We start from the raw sequence: 16830 nt of genomic DNA, 5'->3' as shown, positions 1-16830 counted from the left end.
GGACGGGCCGTCTCCTGAGTGGTGGGACGACCGCGCCGACAGACTACCCATAAAACCTATCGGGTTGGTAGGTTGCTGTCGCCCGTCGATGCCGGGCCCTTCCCCTCCCCGAGGAGTCGCCATGCGTACCCCCAGAACCCGCCGCCGGCCGGTGGCCGCGCTGCTCACCACCCTCGCGCTGCTGGCCGCGACGGCGCTGACGGCCTGCGGCGGCGAGGCGGCCGACGCCAGCGGCGGCGGCAGTGACGGCCCGCTGCGGATCGGCTACCAGCGCTTCGGCGGGCTCAGCCTGGTCAAGGCGCGCGGCGACGCGAAGAACGTCACCTGGTCGCTGTTCGAGAGCGGCCCGGCGCTGACCGAGGCGCTCAAGGCCGGCTCGATCGACATCGGCCAGGTCGGCGAGGCCCCACCCGTGTTCGCCGCCGCCGGCAAGATCCCGTTCTCCGTGGTCGGCACGTCCCAGCCGATCCCGCAGGGCGAGGCGGTTCTGGTCAAGGCGGGCAGCCCGTATCGTGGATTCGCCGACCTGCGCGGGAAGACAGTCGCGCTGAACAAGGGCTCCAACGTGCACTGGCTGCTGGTCAAGCTGCTGGAGGCGAACCGGATGACGCTCGCCGACATCAAGGTGAAGTACCTCAAGCCCGCCGAGGGGCGGCCCGCGTTCGACAACGGGCAGGTCGACGCCTGGATCATCTGGGATCCCTACTTCGCGCTGGCCGAGCAGCCCGGCGTACGGGTGCTCGCCGACGCCACCGGCCTGGCCGGCAACCGCGAGTACGTGCTGGCCGCGCCGGACGCGGTGAAGAACCGCACCGCCGACGTACGCGCGTTCCTGGACACGTACCGGCAGACCACCGACTGGGGCATCGCCCACCCGACCGAGCGGGCCGCCGTCCTCGCCCCGGAGCTGAAGATCCCGCTCGACGTGACCACCCGGGCGCTGGCCCGCAGCGCCAAGCCGCTCGCCCCGGTCACCCCGGAGATCGGCGCAGAGTTGCAGGCCATCGCGGACAGCTTCGTGGAGCTGAAGCTGGTGCCCGGACCGGTCGACATCGCCGGGCGGGTGGACGGCCGGTTCAACGAGGCGTTCCAGTGAGCGGTCCGGCGCTGGCCGAGGCGATCCCCGCTGTCGTACCCGATCGGGCGACGCCGCGGCGGTCCCGGGCCCGCGCCTCGCGGCGGTGGCGGCGCGCGGTGAGCCCGGTCGTGCTGGTGCTCGCCTGGGAGGTCGCCGCGCGCACCGGCCTGCTCGCCGCGGAGAAGCTGCCCGCGCCCAGCGCGGTGCTGGCGACCGGGTGGCGGCTGGCGCGCGACGGGACGCTCGGCGTGCACCTGCTCGACTCGCTCACCCGCGCCGCGCTCGGCCTGCTCATCGGCGGCGGCCTGGCGCTGGTGCTCGGCGCGGCGGCGGGGCTGCTGCGCCTCGGTGACGACCTGGTCGACCCGCCGGTGCAGATGGCCCGGATGCTGCCGCACCTGGGCCTGGTCCCGCTGCTGATCATCTGGGTCGGCATCGGCGAGTCGCTGAAGGTCACGCTCGTCGCGCTCGGCGCGTTCTTCCCGATCTACTTCAACACGTACGCCGGCATCCGCGACATCGACGAACGCCTGGTCGAGGCGGCGCGCACCTGCGGTCTCGGCGCGGCGGCCCGCCTGCGGCACGTGGTGCTGCCCGGCGCGCTGCCGTCGCTGTTCCTCGGGCTGCGGCTGGCCATCGGCGCGGCCTGGCTCAGCCTGGTCGTCGGCGAGCAGGTGAACGCGCAGACCGGCGTCGGCTTCCTGATGATGGAGGCACGCGAGTTCAGCCAGACCGACGTGGTGGTGCTCGGCCTGCTCATCTACGCGCTGCTGGGGCTCGCCTCCGACCTGCTCATCCGGTACGCGGAGAGGAGGACGCTGGCGTGGCGACGCGGACTGCGCGCGACCTGACCGGGCCGGTGCTCACCGCACGCGCGGTGACCCGGTCCTTCGGCCCGGCGGTGGTGCTGGCCGGGGTCGACCTGACCATCGCCGCCGGGGAGACGGTGGCGCTGCTCGGCGGCAGCGGATCCGGCAAGAGCACGCTGCTGCGCGTGCTGGCCGGGCTCGACGGCGACGCGGGCGGCGAGCACACGGTGCACGGCACCGCCGCCGTGGTGTTCCAGGAGCATCGACTGCTGCCGTGGAAGCGGGTGGCGGACAACGTGGCGCTCGGCCTGACCGGGCCGGACGTGGGCGACCGGGTCGGCCGCGCGCTGGCCGAGGTCGGGCTCGCCGACCGGGGCCGGGCCTGGCCCGCCGAGCTGTCCGGCGGGCAGGCGCAGCGGGTCGCGGTGGCCCGCGCGCTGGTCCGCGAACCGGACCTGCTGCTGCTGGACGAACCGTTCGGCGCGCTGGACGCGCTGACCCGGCTGCGCATGCAGGGGCTGCTGCGGCGGCTGCGCGCCCAGCACGGCTTCGCCGCGCTGCTCGTCACCCACGACGTGGAGGAGGCGCTGCTGCTCGCCGATCGCGTCCTGCTCCTCGACGACGGCGTGATCGCCGAAGAGGTGCCGGTACGCCTCGGCCCCACCCCGAGCCCCGACGACCCGGCCCTCGGCGCGCTGCGCCGCCACCTGCTCGACCGCCTCGGCGTACCCGCCGGCTGACCGCGAGGGAGAACCGATGACCCGCTGGACCCCCGACCCGACCTTCTACCCCTCCCCCGCGCTCGCCGCCACCGCGCCGGCCGAGAAACTCGCGTACGTCGCCGCGTTCGACCGCGCCGGGCAGCGCCCCGACGCCATCGCGGTGCTCGACACCGACCCGGACTCCGACTCGTACGGCCGGGTGGTGGGCTGGACCGAGCTGCCGAACACCGGCGACGAGCTGCACCACTTCGGCTGGAACGCCTGCAGCAGCGCGCTCTGCCCCACCGCGCCGCACCCGCACGTGGAACGCCGCTACCTGATCGTGCCGGGCCTGCGCTCGTCCCGGATCCACGTGCTCGACACCAAGCCCGACCCGCGCCGCCCCGAACTGGTGAAGGTGATCGGCCCGGAGGAACTCGGCAAGCGCGCCGGATACTCCCGCCCGCACACCGTGCACTGCGGGCCGGACGGCATCTACGTCTCCGCGCTCGGCGGCGCGGACGGACAGGAGGGGCCCGGCGGCATCGCCGTGCTCGACCACACCACGTTCGAGGTACGCGGCGCGTGGGAGGCCGACCGGGGGCCGCAGTTCCTGGCGTACGACTTCTGGTGGCACTACACGCAGGACGTGCTGGTCACCAGCGAGTGGGGCACGCCGTCGATGATCGAGGACGGCATCGTCGGGGAACTGCTGCTGGGGCGGAAGTACGGGCACGCGATCCACTTCTGGGACCTGGCGAAGCGCCGGCACGTGCAGCGCGTCGACCTCGGCGACCAGTACCAGATGCCGCTGGAGCTGCGCCCCGCGCACGACCCGACGAAGTCGTACGGCTTCGTCGGGGTGGTGATCAGCGTCGAGGACCTGTCCGCCTCGATCTGGCTGTGGCACCGCGACGGCGACGCCTGGGCGGTGACCAAGGTGATCGACATCCCGGCCGAGCCGGCCGACCCGGCCGACCTGCCGGACCTGCTCAAGCCGTTCGGGGCGGTGCCGCCGCTGGTCACCGACATCGACCTGTCAGTGGACGACAGGTTCCTGCACGTCTCCTGCTGGGGCACCGGAGAGCTGATCCGCTACGACGTCAGCGACCCGTTCCACCCGGTACGCGTCGGCTCGGTGCGCCTGGGCGGCATCGTCAACCGCACGCCGCACCCGGCGTACCCGGACGAGCCGCTGGCCGGCGGCCCGCAGATGGTCGAGATCAGCCGCGACGGCCGCCGCGTCTACGTCAGCAACTCGCTCTACGGCGCCTGGGACGACCAGTTCTACCCCGACGGGGTGGGCGCCTGGGTGGCGAAGCTCGACGTCGACCCGGGCAGCCGCGGCCTCGTGCCGGATCCGCGGTTCTTCCCGCGCGGGGAGGAGTTCCGCGGCCTGCGCGTGCACCAGACCCGGTTGCAGGGCGGCGACGCGTCATCTGACTCGTACTGCTTCCCGTGACCGGCGCGACCTGGGCGGCGCTGGCCGGCCTCGGCGCGTTCCACGGCCTGAACCCGGCGATGGGCTGGCTGTTCGCGGTGGCCCGGGGCCTGCAGGAGCGCCGACGGGCGGCGCTGCTGGCGGCGCTGCCGCCGATCGCGGCCGGTCACCTGGCGTCGGTGGCGGTGGTCGCCGCGCTGGTCAGCGCCACCCGGTCGGTGACGGCGAGCACTGCGGTCGCGGTCACCGGCGGGGTGCTGCTCGTCGGGTTCGGGCTGTGGCGGCTGCTGTCCGACCGGCACTTCCGGTGGGCCGGGATGCGGCTGTCGGCCGCGCAGCTCACCGCCTGGTCGTTCCTGATGTCGGCGGCGCACGGCGCGGGCCTGATGCTGCTGCCGGTGCTGCTCGCCGAACCGGCGGTCGGCGGCGGCCCGCACGCCGGACACCTCGCCGCCGCGCCGGCCGGCGCGCTGACCGGCCTGTTCGCGGCGGCCGTGCACACCGCCGCCATGCTCGGCGTCGCGCTGGCCGTGGCCGTGGCCGTGTACGAGGTGCTCGGCGTCGGTGTGCTGCGCCGGGCCTGGTTCAACGTCGACCGGCTCTGGGCCGGCGTGCTCGTGGTGGCCGGGGTGGTGACGCTGATCGGCGCGGCGTGACCGTGCCGCCGACCTGCTATGGATCGACGGGAAGTCCTACTGGTTGAATAGGAAAGGCAGCGTCGCCCATCCCGGAGGTCAGCCGTGAGTCAGTCCCCGTCCTCAGCCGAAGCCGTCCACGACGCCGACCGGAGCCGGCAGTGGCTCGCCGGGCAGGCACACGGGCCGGGCGTCGACCGCGACCGGCTGCTGGAGGTGGGTGCGGCGATGGCCGCGGTGACCGCCGCCGCCGCGGAACGCGAGCCGGTAGCGGTGACGTCCGCGCCGGTCGGCGTCGACCCCGGCGCGCCGATCGTCAAGCCGCTGCCGGCGGACCTGCTGCGCCCGCTGGACACCAACGCCGAGATGCGCTGGCCGTCGATGGCCGGCCAGGAGTACGTGGTCCCGATCGACCGCTTCTTCGTCCGCAACCACACGGTCACGCCGCACCTGGACGCGGCCACCTGGCGGCTGCGCCTGTTCGGCGACGGGCTGCGCGGCACGCCGACCCGGGACGACGCGGTCGAGTTCGACCTCGACGAGCTGCGCCGGCTACCCGCCGAGGAGCACGCGGCGCTGCTGGAGTGCGCCGGCAACGGGCGGCGCTACTTCGCCGAGCAGCAGGGCGACCCCGCCCCGGGCGTGGCGTGGGGGCTGGGCAGCGTCGGCGTGGCCCGCTGGCGGGGCGTGCGGCTCGGCACGGTGCTGCGCCTGGCCGGGCTGCGCGACGAGGCGGTCGACGTGATGCCCGAGGGCCTCGACCCGGACTACGTCACCGGCGGGGTCAACCTCGGCCGGGTACGCCGTCCGATGCCCATCGCGAAGGCGCTCGACGACGTGCTGCTGGCGTACGAGATGAACGGCGAGCCGCTCCCAGCCGACCACGGCTTCCCGGTGCGGGTCGTGGTGCCCGGCTGGGTCGGCATCGCCTCGATCAAGTGGGTGGGCGCGATCGAGGTCTCCACCACCCCGCTGTTCTCGCCGTGGAACACGCAGTTCTACCGCATGTTCGGCCCCGGCCACCCCGCCGGCGGCACCGCGCTCACCGCCCAGCCGGTACGCAGCGCGTTCGAGCTGCCCTGGGACGCCCGGCTGCCGGCCGGTGAGGAGGTGCTGCTGACCGGCCGCTCCTGGTCCGGCAACGGCCCGATCGCGCACGTCGAGGTGGACACCGGCGACGGGTGGCGCCCGGCCGACCTGGTCACCGCGGACCGGGGCGGCGCCTGGCAGCGCTGGACCGTCCGCTGGCGCCCGCCGGCCACGGGCCGGCACACGCTGCGTGCCCGGGCCACCGACTGCACCGGCGTCGTCCAGCCCGACCGGGCCGCCGTGAACGACCTCGCGTACCTGTTCGACGCCGTGGTGGCCCACCCGGTCACCGTCCGCTGACGCCCGCTCAGGTGGTGCCGAGGTAGGGCGGCGGCACGGTGTCGGTGAGCCACACCCCGTTCGCCGAGCGGTAGAACAGGTACCCCGCCTCGGCCATCGCCGCCGCGTCCACCGTCAGCACCACCACCGCGCCGCCCCGGCGCGCGCCGACGCGCCGGGCCGTCGCCACATCAGGTGACAGGTGTACGTGGTGCCGCCCGCCCCGGCGCAGCCCCTGCGCCCGGATCGCGTCCAGCACGGCCTCGCCGGTGCCGTGGAACAGCCGGGGCGGCGGCGCGGCCGGGGTGAGGCCGAGGTCGACCGGAACGGAGTGCCCCTGGTTGGCGCGGATCCGGTCGGCCCCGTCCGGACCGGTCTCCACCGCGAAGCGCTGCTTGTCGTTGCCCGCGACCACGGCGTCCAGGTGGGCGCGGCTGATCCCCAGCCCGGTGAGCACGTCCGCGACCGGCACCCAGCCCGCCCGGTCGAGCCGCAGGCCGTACGCGTCGGGCCGGTGCCGCAACGCCAGCGACAGCCGCTTGCTCACCCGAACAAGATCCCGATGTTCCACCCGCCCAGTGTGGAGCCACGCCCCTGCCCTGTCGACGCAGTTCCCCACCCGCACCCCCTCGCCCCTCCCCGGCCCCGCCTCGCCCCTTCCGCAGCGCCTCCCCGCGCCACCTCGCCCCACGTTTCCGCCCCGCCCACCGCACCCGCCTCGCCTCGCCTCGCCTCGTCGATCTTGCGGTTTCGGCCCCTCGGGTGCCCGGTTTACGGTCTTTTGCCGGGGCAGGAACCCCATGATCGGCGAGATGGAGGGCTGAGGGCGGGCGGGACGGGCGGGCGGGAGGAGCGAGGGGTCAGGCAGCGGCTCGGGCTGGGAGGGGGCGGCGGCGGTGGGACGGGTCGGTCAGCGTGGGCGGGGACCAAGCGCCGTCGGGCTGGTAGAGGTTCGTGCCCGGCGGGACGATCTCGTCGATACGGTCCAGGACCGCGTCGTCGAGCGTCAGCTCCGCCCCGGCGAGCAGCGCGTCCAGCTGGTCCATCGTGCGCGGCCCGATGATGGTCGACGTGACCGCCGGATGCACGGCGGTGAACGCCACGGCGAGCTGCGGCAGCGTGCAGCCAACCTCGTCGGCGAGCGCGACCAGTTGCTCGACGGCGGCGTACTTGGCGGCGTTGCCCGGCAGCGCCGGGTCGAACCGGGCCGGGGTGAGCGCCGGACGGCCGGCGCCGAGGTCGACGGGCCGCCCCTGCCGGTAGCGGCCGGACAGGAACCCGGAGGCCAGCGGGCTCCACACCAGCACGCCCATCCGGTAGCGGCGGCACACCGGCAGCACCGACGTCTCGACGCCGCGCGCCAGGATCGAGTACGGCGGCTGCTCGGTGCGGAATCGGCCCAGCGCACGCCGCTCGGCGACGTGGTGCGCCTCCACGATCTCCTCGGCCGGGAAGGTCGAGCAGCCGAACGCGCGGATCTTCCCGGCCCGGACCAGGTCGGTGAGCACGCCGAGCGTCTCCTCGACGTCCGTGGTGTGGTCGGGGCGGTGCACCTGGTAGAGGTCGATCCAGTCGGTGCCCAGCCGGCGCAGGCTGTCCTCGACCGCACGGACGATCCAGCGGCGCGAGTTGCCGCCCCGGTTGGGCCCCTCCCCCATCGGGAAGTGGACCTTCGTGGCGAGCACCACGTCGTCGCGGCGGCCACGCAGGGCCTTGCCGACGATCTCCTCGGACTCGCCGGCCGAGTACATATCGGCGGTGTCCACGAAGTTGACGCCGCGGTCGAGTGCCGCGTGGACGATCCGGGCGCAGTCGTCGTGGTCGGGGTTGCCGACCGCGCCGAACATCATGGTGCCGAGGCAGTGGACGCTGACCTCGATGCCGGTGCCGCCGAGGACGCGATAGCGCATGTGAGCTCCCTGGTTCGCACCGCGCCGGCCGGATGGCGCGCGGTCCGGACACGGTAGGAGTTCGAGTGCGCTGGAGGTCAACCGTCGGCGGCGGGTTCCGCGCTGCCGGCGAGGTAGCCGGCCGCCTGCAACTCGAACAGCTCGCGGTAGAGCCCGCCCTGGGCCATCAACGTGTCGTGGTTGCCGGACTGCACGAGCCGGCCGTGGTCCATCACGAAGATCCGGTCGGCGTGCCGCACGTTCGCCAACCGGTGGGTGATCAGCACGACGGCCCGGTCCGGGTGCCGCCGCAGATGCTGGAAGAGGGCGTGCTCGGCACGCGCGTCCAGCGCTGCGGACGGCTCGTCGCAGATCAGCAGCCGGGCGTCGCGGTAGAGGCCTCGTGCGGCCACCAGCCGCTGCCACTGCCCGCCGGACAGGTCCTGGCCGTCCTTGAACTGCCGGTCCAGCAGCGTGTCGTACCCGAACGGCAGCTCGCTGATCATGTCGTGCGCGGCGGCGTCGCGGGCGGCGGTCTCCACGCTGGGGCCGGGCCCGTCGGCGCGGTCGTGGCGGCCGACGCGGATGTTCTGCCGGGCGGTGAACGGGAACTTCCACCAGTCCTGGCTCATCACCGCGACCTGGGCGGCGGTCTGCCGTGGGTCCAGTTCGGCGGTGTCCACGCCGTCCCAGCGGATCGTGCCGCCGGTGGGCCGGTAGAGGCCGGCGATCAGCTTGGCGAGCGTGGTCTTGCCGGAGCCGTTCTCCCCCACCAGCGCGATCACCTCACCGCGCCGGAACGTGAGGCTTACCTCGTCGACCGCCGCCGTGTCGGTGTCCGGGTAGCGCAGGCTGACCCGCTCGACGTCGATGCGCGTGAACCCGTCGACGGGCAGGTGCCCGCCGGCTGGGATCCGCCGGGTGGCCCGGTCGAGGAAGTCGCGGTAGTCCTGGTAGTAGAGCGCGTCCTCGTAGAGCGAGTTGGTGGCGAAGATCGCCGTACGCAGGCTCGTCCGCGCGGCCTGGAGCGCGAGCAGCGCGGTGGCCGCCGCCGCCAGCGCGACCACGCCGCCCATCAGCAGCCCGCCCAGTACGGCGTAGACCGCGAACGCGGCCACGCCGGTCACCGACAGGCCGAGTCCTCGGGTGACGGTCTGCGAACGGGCCAGCCGGAGCTGGGCCTGGGTCTCGACGGTCATCATCCGGTGGTACTCGGCCAGCAGGAAGTCCCGCATCTGGTAGGCACGGATCTCGGCGGCGGTGTGCCGATCGGCCATCAAACGGGCCAGCAGGTACATCCGGCGGCGACGGGTGATCCAGGCCAGCAGCGCCAGGTACTGCCGCCGCGCCAGTTTGACCGCGGTGACCGCCTCGGGCACCGCGGCGAGCAGCAGGCACGGCAGCAGGACGGGCTGGATGACGGTGACCGCGGCGGCGGTGGCCAGCACACCCACGACCCCGGTCACCAGGTTCACGGTGTGGTCCACGATCGACGCGGCCTCGGCCATGCCCCGATCCCGGGCACGATCCATCTCCTCGGCGAAGCCGGCGTCGTCGAACGCGGCGAGTTCCACAGCGGTGGTCGCCTCGAACAGCCGGAGTTCCACCTGGTAGTTGATCTGCGGGATGAGCCGCGCCTGCGCCCAGCCGGCGGCGACAGTCAGCGCTCCCCGGGCCGTCACGGCGGCGGCCGCGAGCAGGAGCGCGGGCAGGGCCGCCCGGATCCGGTCCGGTGTGGGCCCGTCGGCGAAGAGTTGCCGGAGCACGCCGGTGGTGGCGAGCAGGCCGAAGGTGGTGAGCAGGCCGGCGACCACGTTGAGCCCGATCGAGGCGAGCGTGTCTCGGCGGCTGGTCGCCCAGGCCAGGCCGATGGCCTCGCGGACGAGGGCGGGCAGCCGGCGCGCCACCGACCAGAAGCTGGTGTGGGCGAACTCGGTGGCGCGGTTCATCCAGTGCCCGTCCGCCAGCTCCGGCAGCGGCGTCTCGTCGCCCGCCGCGCTCCCGGCCGGGGCGGGCTCGTCCGGCGGGTGCTCGTCCGAGGGGCGCCGAGGACCGAAAACCGCTGCCATACGCGTCTCCTCCGGTACGCCGACGACTCCGGAGCTTACGTTCCGCAATCGACAGATGTCTCCCCGTGTTCGGCGTGTCGTACAGGCGTCCCAACCGCGTGTCCACCGGGCGGCGGGCGAAAGACCGCCCGCACGGTGGTCGCCGCCGGGTCGCGTCGCGCGCGACCGGTCCGGGTGGCAGGCTTGTGGGGTTCGCCGGCGCAGGCCGGCCGACCGCCCGTCGTGAAGGAGAAGATCGACCCGATGGCTGTGGACGTCACCACCACCGACGAATGGCAGGCGCTGCGCAAGCACGCCGAGGCGATGCGCGGCACGCACCTGCGCGACCTGTTCGCCGCCGACGGGCAGCGGGGTGAGCGGCTCACCGGTGAGGTCGCCGACCTGCACGTGGACTACAGCAAGAACCTGATCACCGACGAGACCGTCGCGCTGCTCGGCGCGCTCGCCGAGCGGGTCGGGCTGGCCGACCGGATCGCGGCCATGTTCGCCGGGCGGCACATCAACGTGACCGAGGACCGGGCCGTGCTGCACACCGCGCTGCGCCTGCCCGCGGACGCCTCGCTCACCGTGGACGGCCAGGACGTGGTCGCCGACGTGCACGCCGTGCTGGACCGCATGTCGGCGTTCGCGCAGCGGGTGCGCTCCGGCTCGTGGCGCGGCCACACCGGCGAGCGGATCACCACTGTGGTGAACATCGGCATCGGCGGCTCCGACCTGGGGCCGGTGATGGCGTACGAGGCGCTGAAGGCGTACCGGGACGCGGGCATCAGCTGCCGGTTCGTGTCGAACATCGACCCGACCGACATCCACGACAAGACCGCCGACCTGGACCCGGCGAGCACGCTGTTCGTGGTGGTCTCCAAGACGTTCTCCACCCAGGAGACGCTCGCCAACGCCGACCAGGCGCGGCGCTGGCTGCTCGCCGGGCTGGACGCGGACGACGACGCGGTGGCCCGCCACTTCGTCGCGGTCAGCACCAACGAGCAGCGGGTCCGGGACTTCGGCATCGACCCGGAGAACATGTTCGGCTTCTGGGACTGGGTGGGCGGACGCTACTCGCTGCCGTCGGCGGTCGGCCTGTCGGTGATGCTCGCGATCGGGCCGGACCGGTTCCGCGAGATGCTGGCCGGCTACCACGCGGTCGACGAGCACTTCCGGTCCGCTCCGGTGGAACGCAACGTGCCGGCGCTGCTCGGCCTGCTCAACGTCTGGTACACCGACTTCCTCGGCGCGGAGACCCACGCGGTGCTGCCCTACTCGCAGTACCTGCACCGCTTCCCCGCCTACCTGCAGCAGCTCACCATGGAGAGCAACGGCAAGTCGGTACGCGTCGACGGCTCGCCGGTGACGTACCCGACCGGGGAGATCTTCTGGGGTGAGCCGGGCACCAACGGCCAGCACGCCTTCTACCAGCTCATCCACCAGGGCACCCGGCTGATCCCGGCGGACTTCATCGCGTTCAGCCGGCCCAACCACGACCTGGGCGACATGCACGACCTGTTCATGTCGAACTTCTTCGCCCAGACCGCCGCGCTGGCGTTCGGGCGGACCCGGGAGCAGGTGGAGGCCGAGGGCACCGCGCCCGAGGTGGTGGCGCACCGGGTGATGGCCGGCAACCACCCGACCACGTCGATCCTGGCGCCGAAGCTCACCCCGTCGACGCTGGGCCAGCTGATCGCGCTCTACGAGCACATCACGTTCACCGAGGCCGCGGTCTGGGACATCAACGCCTTCGACCAGTGGGGTGTGGAGCTGGGCAAGGTGATGGCCAACCAGCTCGCGCCGAAGCTGACCGGGCCGGACCCGGACCTGGCCGACGTGGACACCTCGACCGCCGAACTGATCCGCCGCTACCGGGCCGAGCGCGGCCGGAGCTGACCGCGTACCCGTGGCGTCCCGCGCGCGACCGGCCGGGACGCCACGGGTCAGCGGCGCAGCAGGTCGGCGTGCGCGGCGCGCAGCCGGATCAGCGCCGGGTCGCCGGCCGGGGCGCGGCGGTCGAGTTCGGCCCACGCCTCGGCCAGCGCGTCGGCCAGCGCCCGCAACTCGGCGGCGTGCCGCCGGCCGGACTGCTGGTGCAGCTCCTCCAGGCGGCGGGCCCAGCCGGCGCTGATCGCGGCGACCCGGTCGGCGTCGGCGCGCGCCTGGGCCCCGGTGCGGGCGGCCGGCGCGGGCACGATCGCGGCGATCGGGCGGGAATCGCCGTCGCGGGTGACGAGGGTGACGGTGTCGGTCAGCTCGGCCAGGGAGACGAGCTGGGTGAGCCGGGTGCGGACCTCGCGCAGCGGCAGGGCGCGCGGCTGCGGGGACCGGTCGGCCAGTGCGGGGACAGCCATGGACACATGTTCACGTCCGGGTACGACAGTTTCGGCGGTCAGGCCGTCCACTCCGGCGCCAGCACCGACCAGACCTCCATGTCGGCGCGGCCCTCCGGCGTCGCGGCGGCCCCGCGCAGGACGCCGTCGCGGCTCATGCCCAGCCGCTTGGCGACGGCGATGCTGCGGTCGTTGCCGGCCTTCGTGATCCACTCGACCCGGTGGATGCCGCGCTCCCGCACCGCCCAGTCGATGATCACGCGCGCGGCACGGGTGACCAGGCCCTGCCCCTCGGCGCCCGGTTCCAGCCAGCAGCCCGCCTCGCACACCCCGCGCGCGGTGCTCAGCGACACGAACAGCACGCCGCCGACGAGCGTGCTGCGCTGCCAGATGCCCCAAAGGCCGCCGTCGTCGCGGGCCCACCGGTCGGCGTACGCCTGGAGGACCTTGCGGGCCGACTCGGCGTCGGTGGCGACGAAGGACGCGCCGACCCACGGCGAGATGTGCTCGCGGCAGCGGTCGAGGTTGGCCAGGAACTCGTCGGCGTGCCAGGGCGACAGTGGACGCAGCTCCGCGTCGTCGGTGAGGGCGTGGGCGAACATCAGGGGAAGCTAGCAGGACCGTCGCGCTTTTGTCGGTCGGTCCCTCTACGGTCTGCGCCGTGAACGCCGTCCAGACGTACCGATACCTTCAGCCGTCCGCGCTGCGCGCCGCCGGTCTCGATCTGCAGACCTGCGGCGGCCCGGCGGCCAACCCGCGCTTCTTCGCCGGGTTCCTCACCGCCCCGGCCGCGGCGGCGGCCGGGCTGCTCGCCGTCGCCGAGGTGGCCCGCACCCGCTACCACCAGCCGGTCAACCCGGCCAGCCTGGACCCGGTGGTCACCGGCAGCCGGGGCCGCCTGCGGTTCGAGTCGTTCTCCGGCTGCTGCGGGGTGTACGCCCGGATGGACGTCCTGCCGGCCGGGCTGGACGGCGAGATCAGCGGCCACGGCACCACGAACGTGGACGTGAACCCGCCGCTGCGGGAGGCGCTGGCCCGGGTGGGCGGCATCGAGCCGCTGCACGTGGCGGTCGGCCCGGACGACCTGGCCGTCTCCACCATGGACGGCTCGGTGGTCGAGCGGAAGGTGCCGCTGCCCGGACGCTGGCTGCGCGGCTTCGCCGAGGTGCACGTGCTCACCGCCGGCTTCGAGCCGCGCGCCGAGATCCCGGCGACGGAGGCGGCGGCGTTCCTGCGCCGGCTGCCCGCCGCGACGGACCGCAGCGTGCTGTGGGCGGTGCCCGCCGGGCGTACGCTGCGGCTGACCTCCCGGCCGGCGCCGGGCGCGGTCTGCCTGGCCGGCGCGGGCCGGCTGGCGGCGCTGCGCGGCGTGCTGCGCCACGCCCGCACGCTGCGGGTGTACGGCCCGGCGGTGCGCGCCGGATCGCCGGCCGTGCCGAGCACGTGGGAGCTGGACACCGGGGCGCTGCGGGTGTCGCTGACGCTGTCCCCCGAGCCGTACCGGGGGTTCTCCGGCGAGGGCGCGGCGCTGGCGGCGCTCGCCGGTGACGACGTGGTGGACGACGCGGAACTGGTGGGCGCGCTGCTCAACTGGGATCCGACGATCGACGTGGCCGCGCTGGCCGACGCCGCCGCGCTGCCCGACGGGCGGGTGCGTGCCGCGCTCGCCCAGCTGGGCACCGCCGGGCGGGTCGGGTACGACGTGGCGGACGGGGCGTACTTCCACCGGGTGATGCCCTACGACGCGGGCCGCGCGGAGCGGGACAACCCGCGGCTGCTCGGCGCGCGGGCGCTGGTCGAGCGCGGCGCGGTCGAGCGCGACGGCGAGGACGCGACGGTACGCACCGACGCCGAGGTCTACCGGGTGCGCCGCCACCCGGACGGCGCATACTCCTGCACCTGTCGCTGGTGGGCGCGGCACCGCGGGCAGCGGGGGCCGTGCCGGCACGCGCTGGCCGTGTCGATGGTCGCGGCGCCGGTGGAGGTGCTGTCGTGACCGGGTTCGTCGAGGCGGTGGTGCGCGGCAGGATGTCCGAGGTCCGCTCCGCCCTGGCCGGGTTGGACGAGCCGGCCCGGCGGGCGCTCGGCGACGAACTGGTCGCCGACGTGCGCCGCAGGCGGGACGCCTGGTGGTGGCAGGGCGAGGCGGCGACGCTGGCGGTCGCAGCGGTGGGGACGCTGAGCACGCCGACGAAGGTGGCCGCGCTGCTCGGCCGCCGCTCGGTCTGGCTGAGCGGCGTCGACGCCGCGCCGGTGGTCGACGTGGCCCGGGAACGCGGGGTGACCTGGCTGGCGGACGTGGCGTACAAGCTGGCCGACCGGCTGCCCCGGGACCGGATGCTCGCGGGCTGGCGGTTCGTCGCCGGTCTCCTGCTGGCGGAGAAGGCCCCGCCGCCGACCGGGGACGACTTCGTGCGCGGGTGGACGGCCGCACAGGGCTCCCCGGCCCCACGCGGGACGCGCCCACCCACTGTGGACCGGCTGCGCGCGGACCCGTTCCTGGACGCGCTGCTGCCGCGCCTGTTCGAGGTGGACGGCGTGGGCACCGAACTGGCCCGCGGCGACGGCGCGGGCACGGACGCGGATGCCCTGCCCCGTGCGCTGGCGGCGCTGGCGGCGGAGGGCCGGCTCGACCGCGCTGCCCTGCTCAACGGCGTGCTCGGCCGGCTGCTGCGCGGCGACCGGCCCGGCGCGCTGCGCCCGTTCCTGGCGCTGCACGACCTGCTGGCGCCGACCCCCGACGAGGTGGCGGTGCGGTCGAGCGCCTATCTGCGGCTGCTCGCCGACGGGCCGGGGCCGGTGGCCCGCGCCGCCCAGCGGACGCTGCGGGAGGCCGGTGACGCCGCCGAGCCGGAGGCGCTGTGGGAAACCGCCCGGACGGTGCTGGCCCGGCCGGAGAAGGCGCTGGTCCGGGCACAGTTGACCTGGCTCGACCGGCTGGCCCGGCAGCACCCGGATCAGGCCACGGAGGTCGGCGCGGTGCTCGCCGTGGCGGCCGGTCACCCGGACGCCGGACTGCGCGAGCGCGCGCTGGCGCTGGCGGCGCGGCACGGTCACCGGCCAGAGGCGGTCACCACCGTGGCCGAGCCTCGTGACGACCTGCCGCCGCCGCTGCCGGCAGCGGCCGCGCCACCGCCGATCGCCGACGTGGACGAGCTGGTGGAGGAGGTGGCGGCGACACTGCGCGGACTGTGGCCGGCCTCGGTGCTGGAACGGGTCATGGACGGGCTGCTGCGGCTGGGCACCCGTGACCGCGACCGTCTCGAGGTCGCGCTGGCGCCGGTGCTGCGCCGGGAGGAGGTGGCCGAGTACGAGCACATCTGGGCCCGGTCCGACCCCTCGTTCGAGATCGACCGGCTGCTGCTGTTCGTCGCGCGTATCGGGGACGCCACCCGGCGCCGCGACGGCTGGGCCTCGACGCTGGCTACGGCTGGTGGCGGGCCTGCCGCGGTGGCCTCCGGCCGCCCCGCGCCGATGTGGCTATACCGCCTCCGGCTGGCCGAGGCCGGGCAGCGCCTGGACGGCCGTGACGATCCAGGGCTGTTGTCCGCGCCCACCTCGGCCACCGGGGCGGTCGAACCGCAGGTGCTCTACGAGCGGCTGGCGGCGCTCGGCGACCGGCCGTACTGGAGGTGGGACTACACGCAGGCGTTGTTGCGCCTGCCGGCCGGGGTCGACGAGCCGCTTGCGGCCCGCGCCGAGGCGCTCGGCACGCCGGGCGGCGTCGAGCTGGCGGCCTGGCTGCGCGGCGGTGGCGTGCCGGCGCCGGTGCATGAGGTGGTGACGGTGGGCCGGCGGGACCGGTCCGGCCGCTACGACTGGAGCTACGACCAGTTGCCGGAACGACGGCGGCTCGTCGCGCTCACCCCACCGGCCGACGTGGACGACCGGTTCGGCCTGCTCACTGTGCGGCCGGCGGCGATCGGCCGCCGGATCTTCGACGCCGGGCACCTGTGGCCGGCCGTCCTGCCCGGCCACCGGGGCGTGGTCGCCGCCCAGGTCCTTCCCGAGCTGGCCATGGCCGCCCAGGAGGACTTCGCCGGGCGTGGGCCGGTCCTGCTGACGCTCGCCGAGTGCACAGGCGCGGGCGGTCCGGCGCTGGACCTGGCCGTGGCGTACGGGCTGTGTGCCCGGCACGAGGCGGACCGGGTCGCCGCGCTCGACGCGCTGCTGCTCCTGGCCGCCGCCGGTGACCTGGACGCGCCGGCGGTGGGCGGGCATCTGGGCGAGATGGGGGCGCAGGGGCAGGTGATCCTCACCCGGGCCGTCACGCCGCTGCGGGACGCGCTGGCGGCGGGCGCCCGGCTGAGCGTCTGGCGGCTGCTCGCCGCGGCGTTGCCGCCCCTGCTGGCCGGGCCGACGCCACCGCGGGGCACGCCGGACCTGCTCGCGCTGGCGGCGGAGGCGGCGACCGCGACGGGCGTCCGGATCGAGGTACCAGGGCTGGCCGACGTGGTGGCCCGGGGCGGCAGCAGCCGGCTGGTCGCCGAGGCCCGGCGGCTCGCCGCCGCCCTGGCCGCCTGAG

At 74.8% G+C, this 16830-nt stretch carries 14 protein-coding genes; 9 read left to right on the top strand and 5 right to left on the bottom strand.

Annotated features, from left to right (window positions below; translation table 11 throughout):
- Nucleotides 1-121: 121 nt before the first annotated feature.
- The 6 genes from A4R25_RS04480 to A4R25_RS04455 all read left to right on the top strand — a co-directional run bounded on the left by A4R25_RS04480 (nt 122) and on the right by A4R25_RS04455 (nt 6053).
- Complete coding sequence (locus tag A4R25_RS04480; RefSeq protein WP_064445699.1) at nt 122-1096, top strand: sulfonate ABC transporter substrate-binding protein; 975 nt, start codon at nt 122-124, stop codon at nt 1094-1096.
- The gene (locus tag A4R25_RS04475; RefSeq protein ID WP_043323484.1) at nt 1093-1929 is read left to right on the top strand and encodes an ABC transporter permease; all 837 of its coding nucleotides are present in this window, start codon (nt 1093-1095) and stop codon (nt 1927-1929) included. Before A4R25_RS04480 ends, A4R25_RS04475 begins: the two co-directional genes overlap by 4 nt.
- Nucleotides 1902-2627: an ABC transporter ATP-binding protein gene (locus A4R25_RS04470; RefSeq protein WP_064445698.1), complete on the top strand. Its 726-nt coding sequence runs from the start codon at nt 1902-1904 to the stop codon at nt 2625-2627. The genes A4R25_RS04475 and A4R25_RS04470 overlap by 28 nt, the downstream gene beginning before the upstream one ends.
- A gap of 16 nt (nt 2628-2643) precedes the next feature.
- On the top strand, nt 2644-4050 hold the full coding sequence (locus A4R25_RS04465; protein ID WP_064445697.1) for a selenium-binding family protein: 1407 nt from the start codon (nt 2644-2646) through the stop codon (nt 4048-4050).
- A complete protein-coding gene (locus A4R25_RS04460; protein WP_064445696.1) occupies nt 4047-4685 on the top strand; it encodes a hypothetical protein in 639 nt (212 codons plus the stop codon). The genes A4R25_RS04465 and A4R25_RS04460 overlap by 4 nt, the downstream gene beginning before the upstream one ends.
- Before the next feature lie 84 nt (nt 4686-4769).
- Nucleotides 4770-6053 carry a sulfite oxidase gene (locus tag A4R25_RS04455; RefSeq protein WP_064445695.1) on the top strand — a complete coding sequence of 428 codons (1284 nt, stop codon included), beginning with the start codon at nt 4770-4772 and terminating at the stop codon, nt 6051-6053.
- Between the two features lie 7 nt (nt 6054-6060).
- On the opposite strand, the gene A4R25_RS04450 is transcribed toward A4R25_RS04455, so the two are convergent.
- The 3 genes from A4R25_RS04450 to A4R25_RS04440 form a co-directional block, all read right to left on the bottom strand.
- On the bottom strand, nt 6061-6603 hold the full coding sequence (locus tag A4R25_RS04450; RefSeq protein ID WP_064445694.1) for an RNA 2'-phosphotransferase: 543 nt from the start codon (nt 6601-6603) through the stop codon (nt 6061-6063).
- A 289-nt stretch (nt 6604-6892) separates the two neighbouring features.
- Nucleotides 6893-7942, bottom strand: coding sequence for an aldo/keto reductase (locus A4R25_RS04445; RefSeq protein WP_064445693.1), 1050 nt, complete (start codon nt 7940-7942; stop codon nt 6893-6895).
- 77 nt (nt 7943-8019) lie between these two features.
- Nucleotides 8020-9990, bottom strand: coding sequence for an ABC transporter ATP-binding protein (locus A4R25_RS04440; RefSeq protein ID WP_064445692.1), 1971 nt, complete (start codon nt 9988-9990; stop codon nt 8020-8022).
- Between the two features lie 243 nt (nt 9991-10233).
- On the opposite strand from A4R25_RS04440, the gene pgi reads away from it, so the two are divergent.
- Nucleotides 10234-11868, top strand: coding sequence for a glucose-6-phosphate isomerase (pgi, locus tag A4R25_RS04435; RefSeq protein ID WP_064446469.1), 1635 nt, complete (start codon nt 10234-10236; stop codon nt 11866-11868).
- Nucleotides 11869-11915: 47 nt separating this feature from the next.
- Here pgi and A4R25_RS04430 read toward each other — a convergent pair whose 3' ends face one another.
- Together A4R25_RS04430 and A4R25_RS04425 are read right to left on the bottom strand one after the other, a co-directional pair.
- Nucleotides 11916-12326, bottom strand: a complete 411-nt coding sequence (locus A4R25_RS04430; protein WP_064445691.1) for a hypothetical protein — start codon at nt 12324-12326, stop codon at nt 11916-11918.
- A gap of 38 nt (nt 12327-12364) precedes the next feature.
- Nucleotides 12365-12907 carry a GNAT family N-acetyltransferase gene (locus A4R25_RS04425; protein ID WP_064445690.1) on the bottom strand — a complete coding sequence of 181 codons (543 nt, stop codon included), beginning with the start codon at nt 12905-12907 and terminating at the stop codon, nt 12365-12367.
- Nucleotides 12908-12966: 59 nt separating this feature from the next.
- Here A4R25_RS04425 and A4R25_RS04420 point away from each other — a divergent pair, with 59 nt between their 5' ends.
- Together A4R25_RS04420 and A4R25_RS04415 are read left to right on the top strand one after the other, a co-directional pair.
- Nucleotides 12967-14301, top strand: coding sequence for an SWIM zinc finger family protein (locus A4R25_RS04420; protein WP_064445689.1), 1335 nt, complete (start codon nt 12967-12969; stop codon nt 14299-14301).
- Nucleotides 14298-16829: a DUF6493 family protein gene (locus tag A4R25_RS04415; RefSeq protein WP_064445688.1), complete on the top strand. Its 2532-nt coding sequence runs from the start codon at nt 14298-14300 to the stop codon at nt 16827-16829. Before A4R25_RS04420 ends, A4R25_RS04415 begins: the two co-directional genes overlap by 4 nt.
- Nucleotide 16830: the final 1 nt, after the last annotated feature.

This window comes from Micromonospora sp. NBRC 110037 (assembly GCF_001652995.1).
GTDB classification, from domain to species: domain Bacteria; phylum Actinomycetota; class Actinomycetes; order Mycobacteriales; family Micromonosporaceae; genus Micromonospora; species Micromonospora chalcea.
The sequence above is the reverse complement of the archived record's forward strand: the minus strand, read 5'-3'. Positions and strand labels throughout refer to the sequence as shown.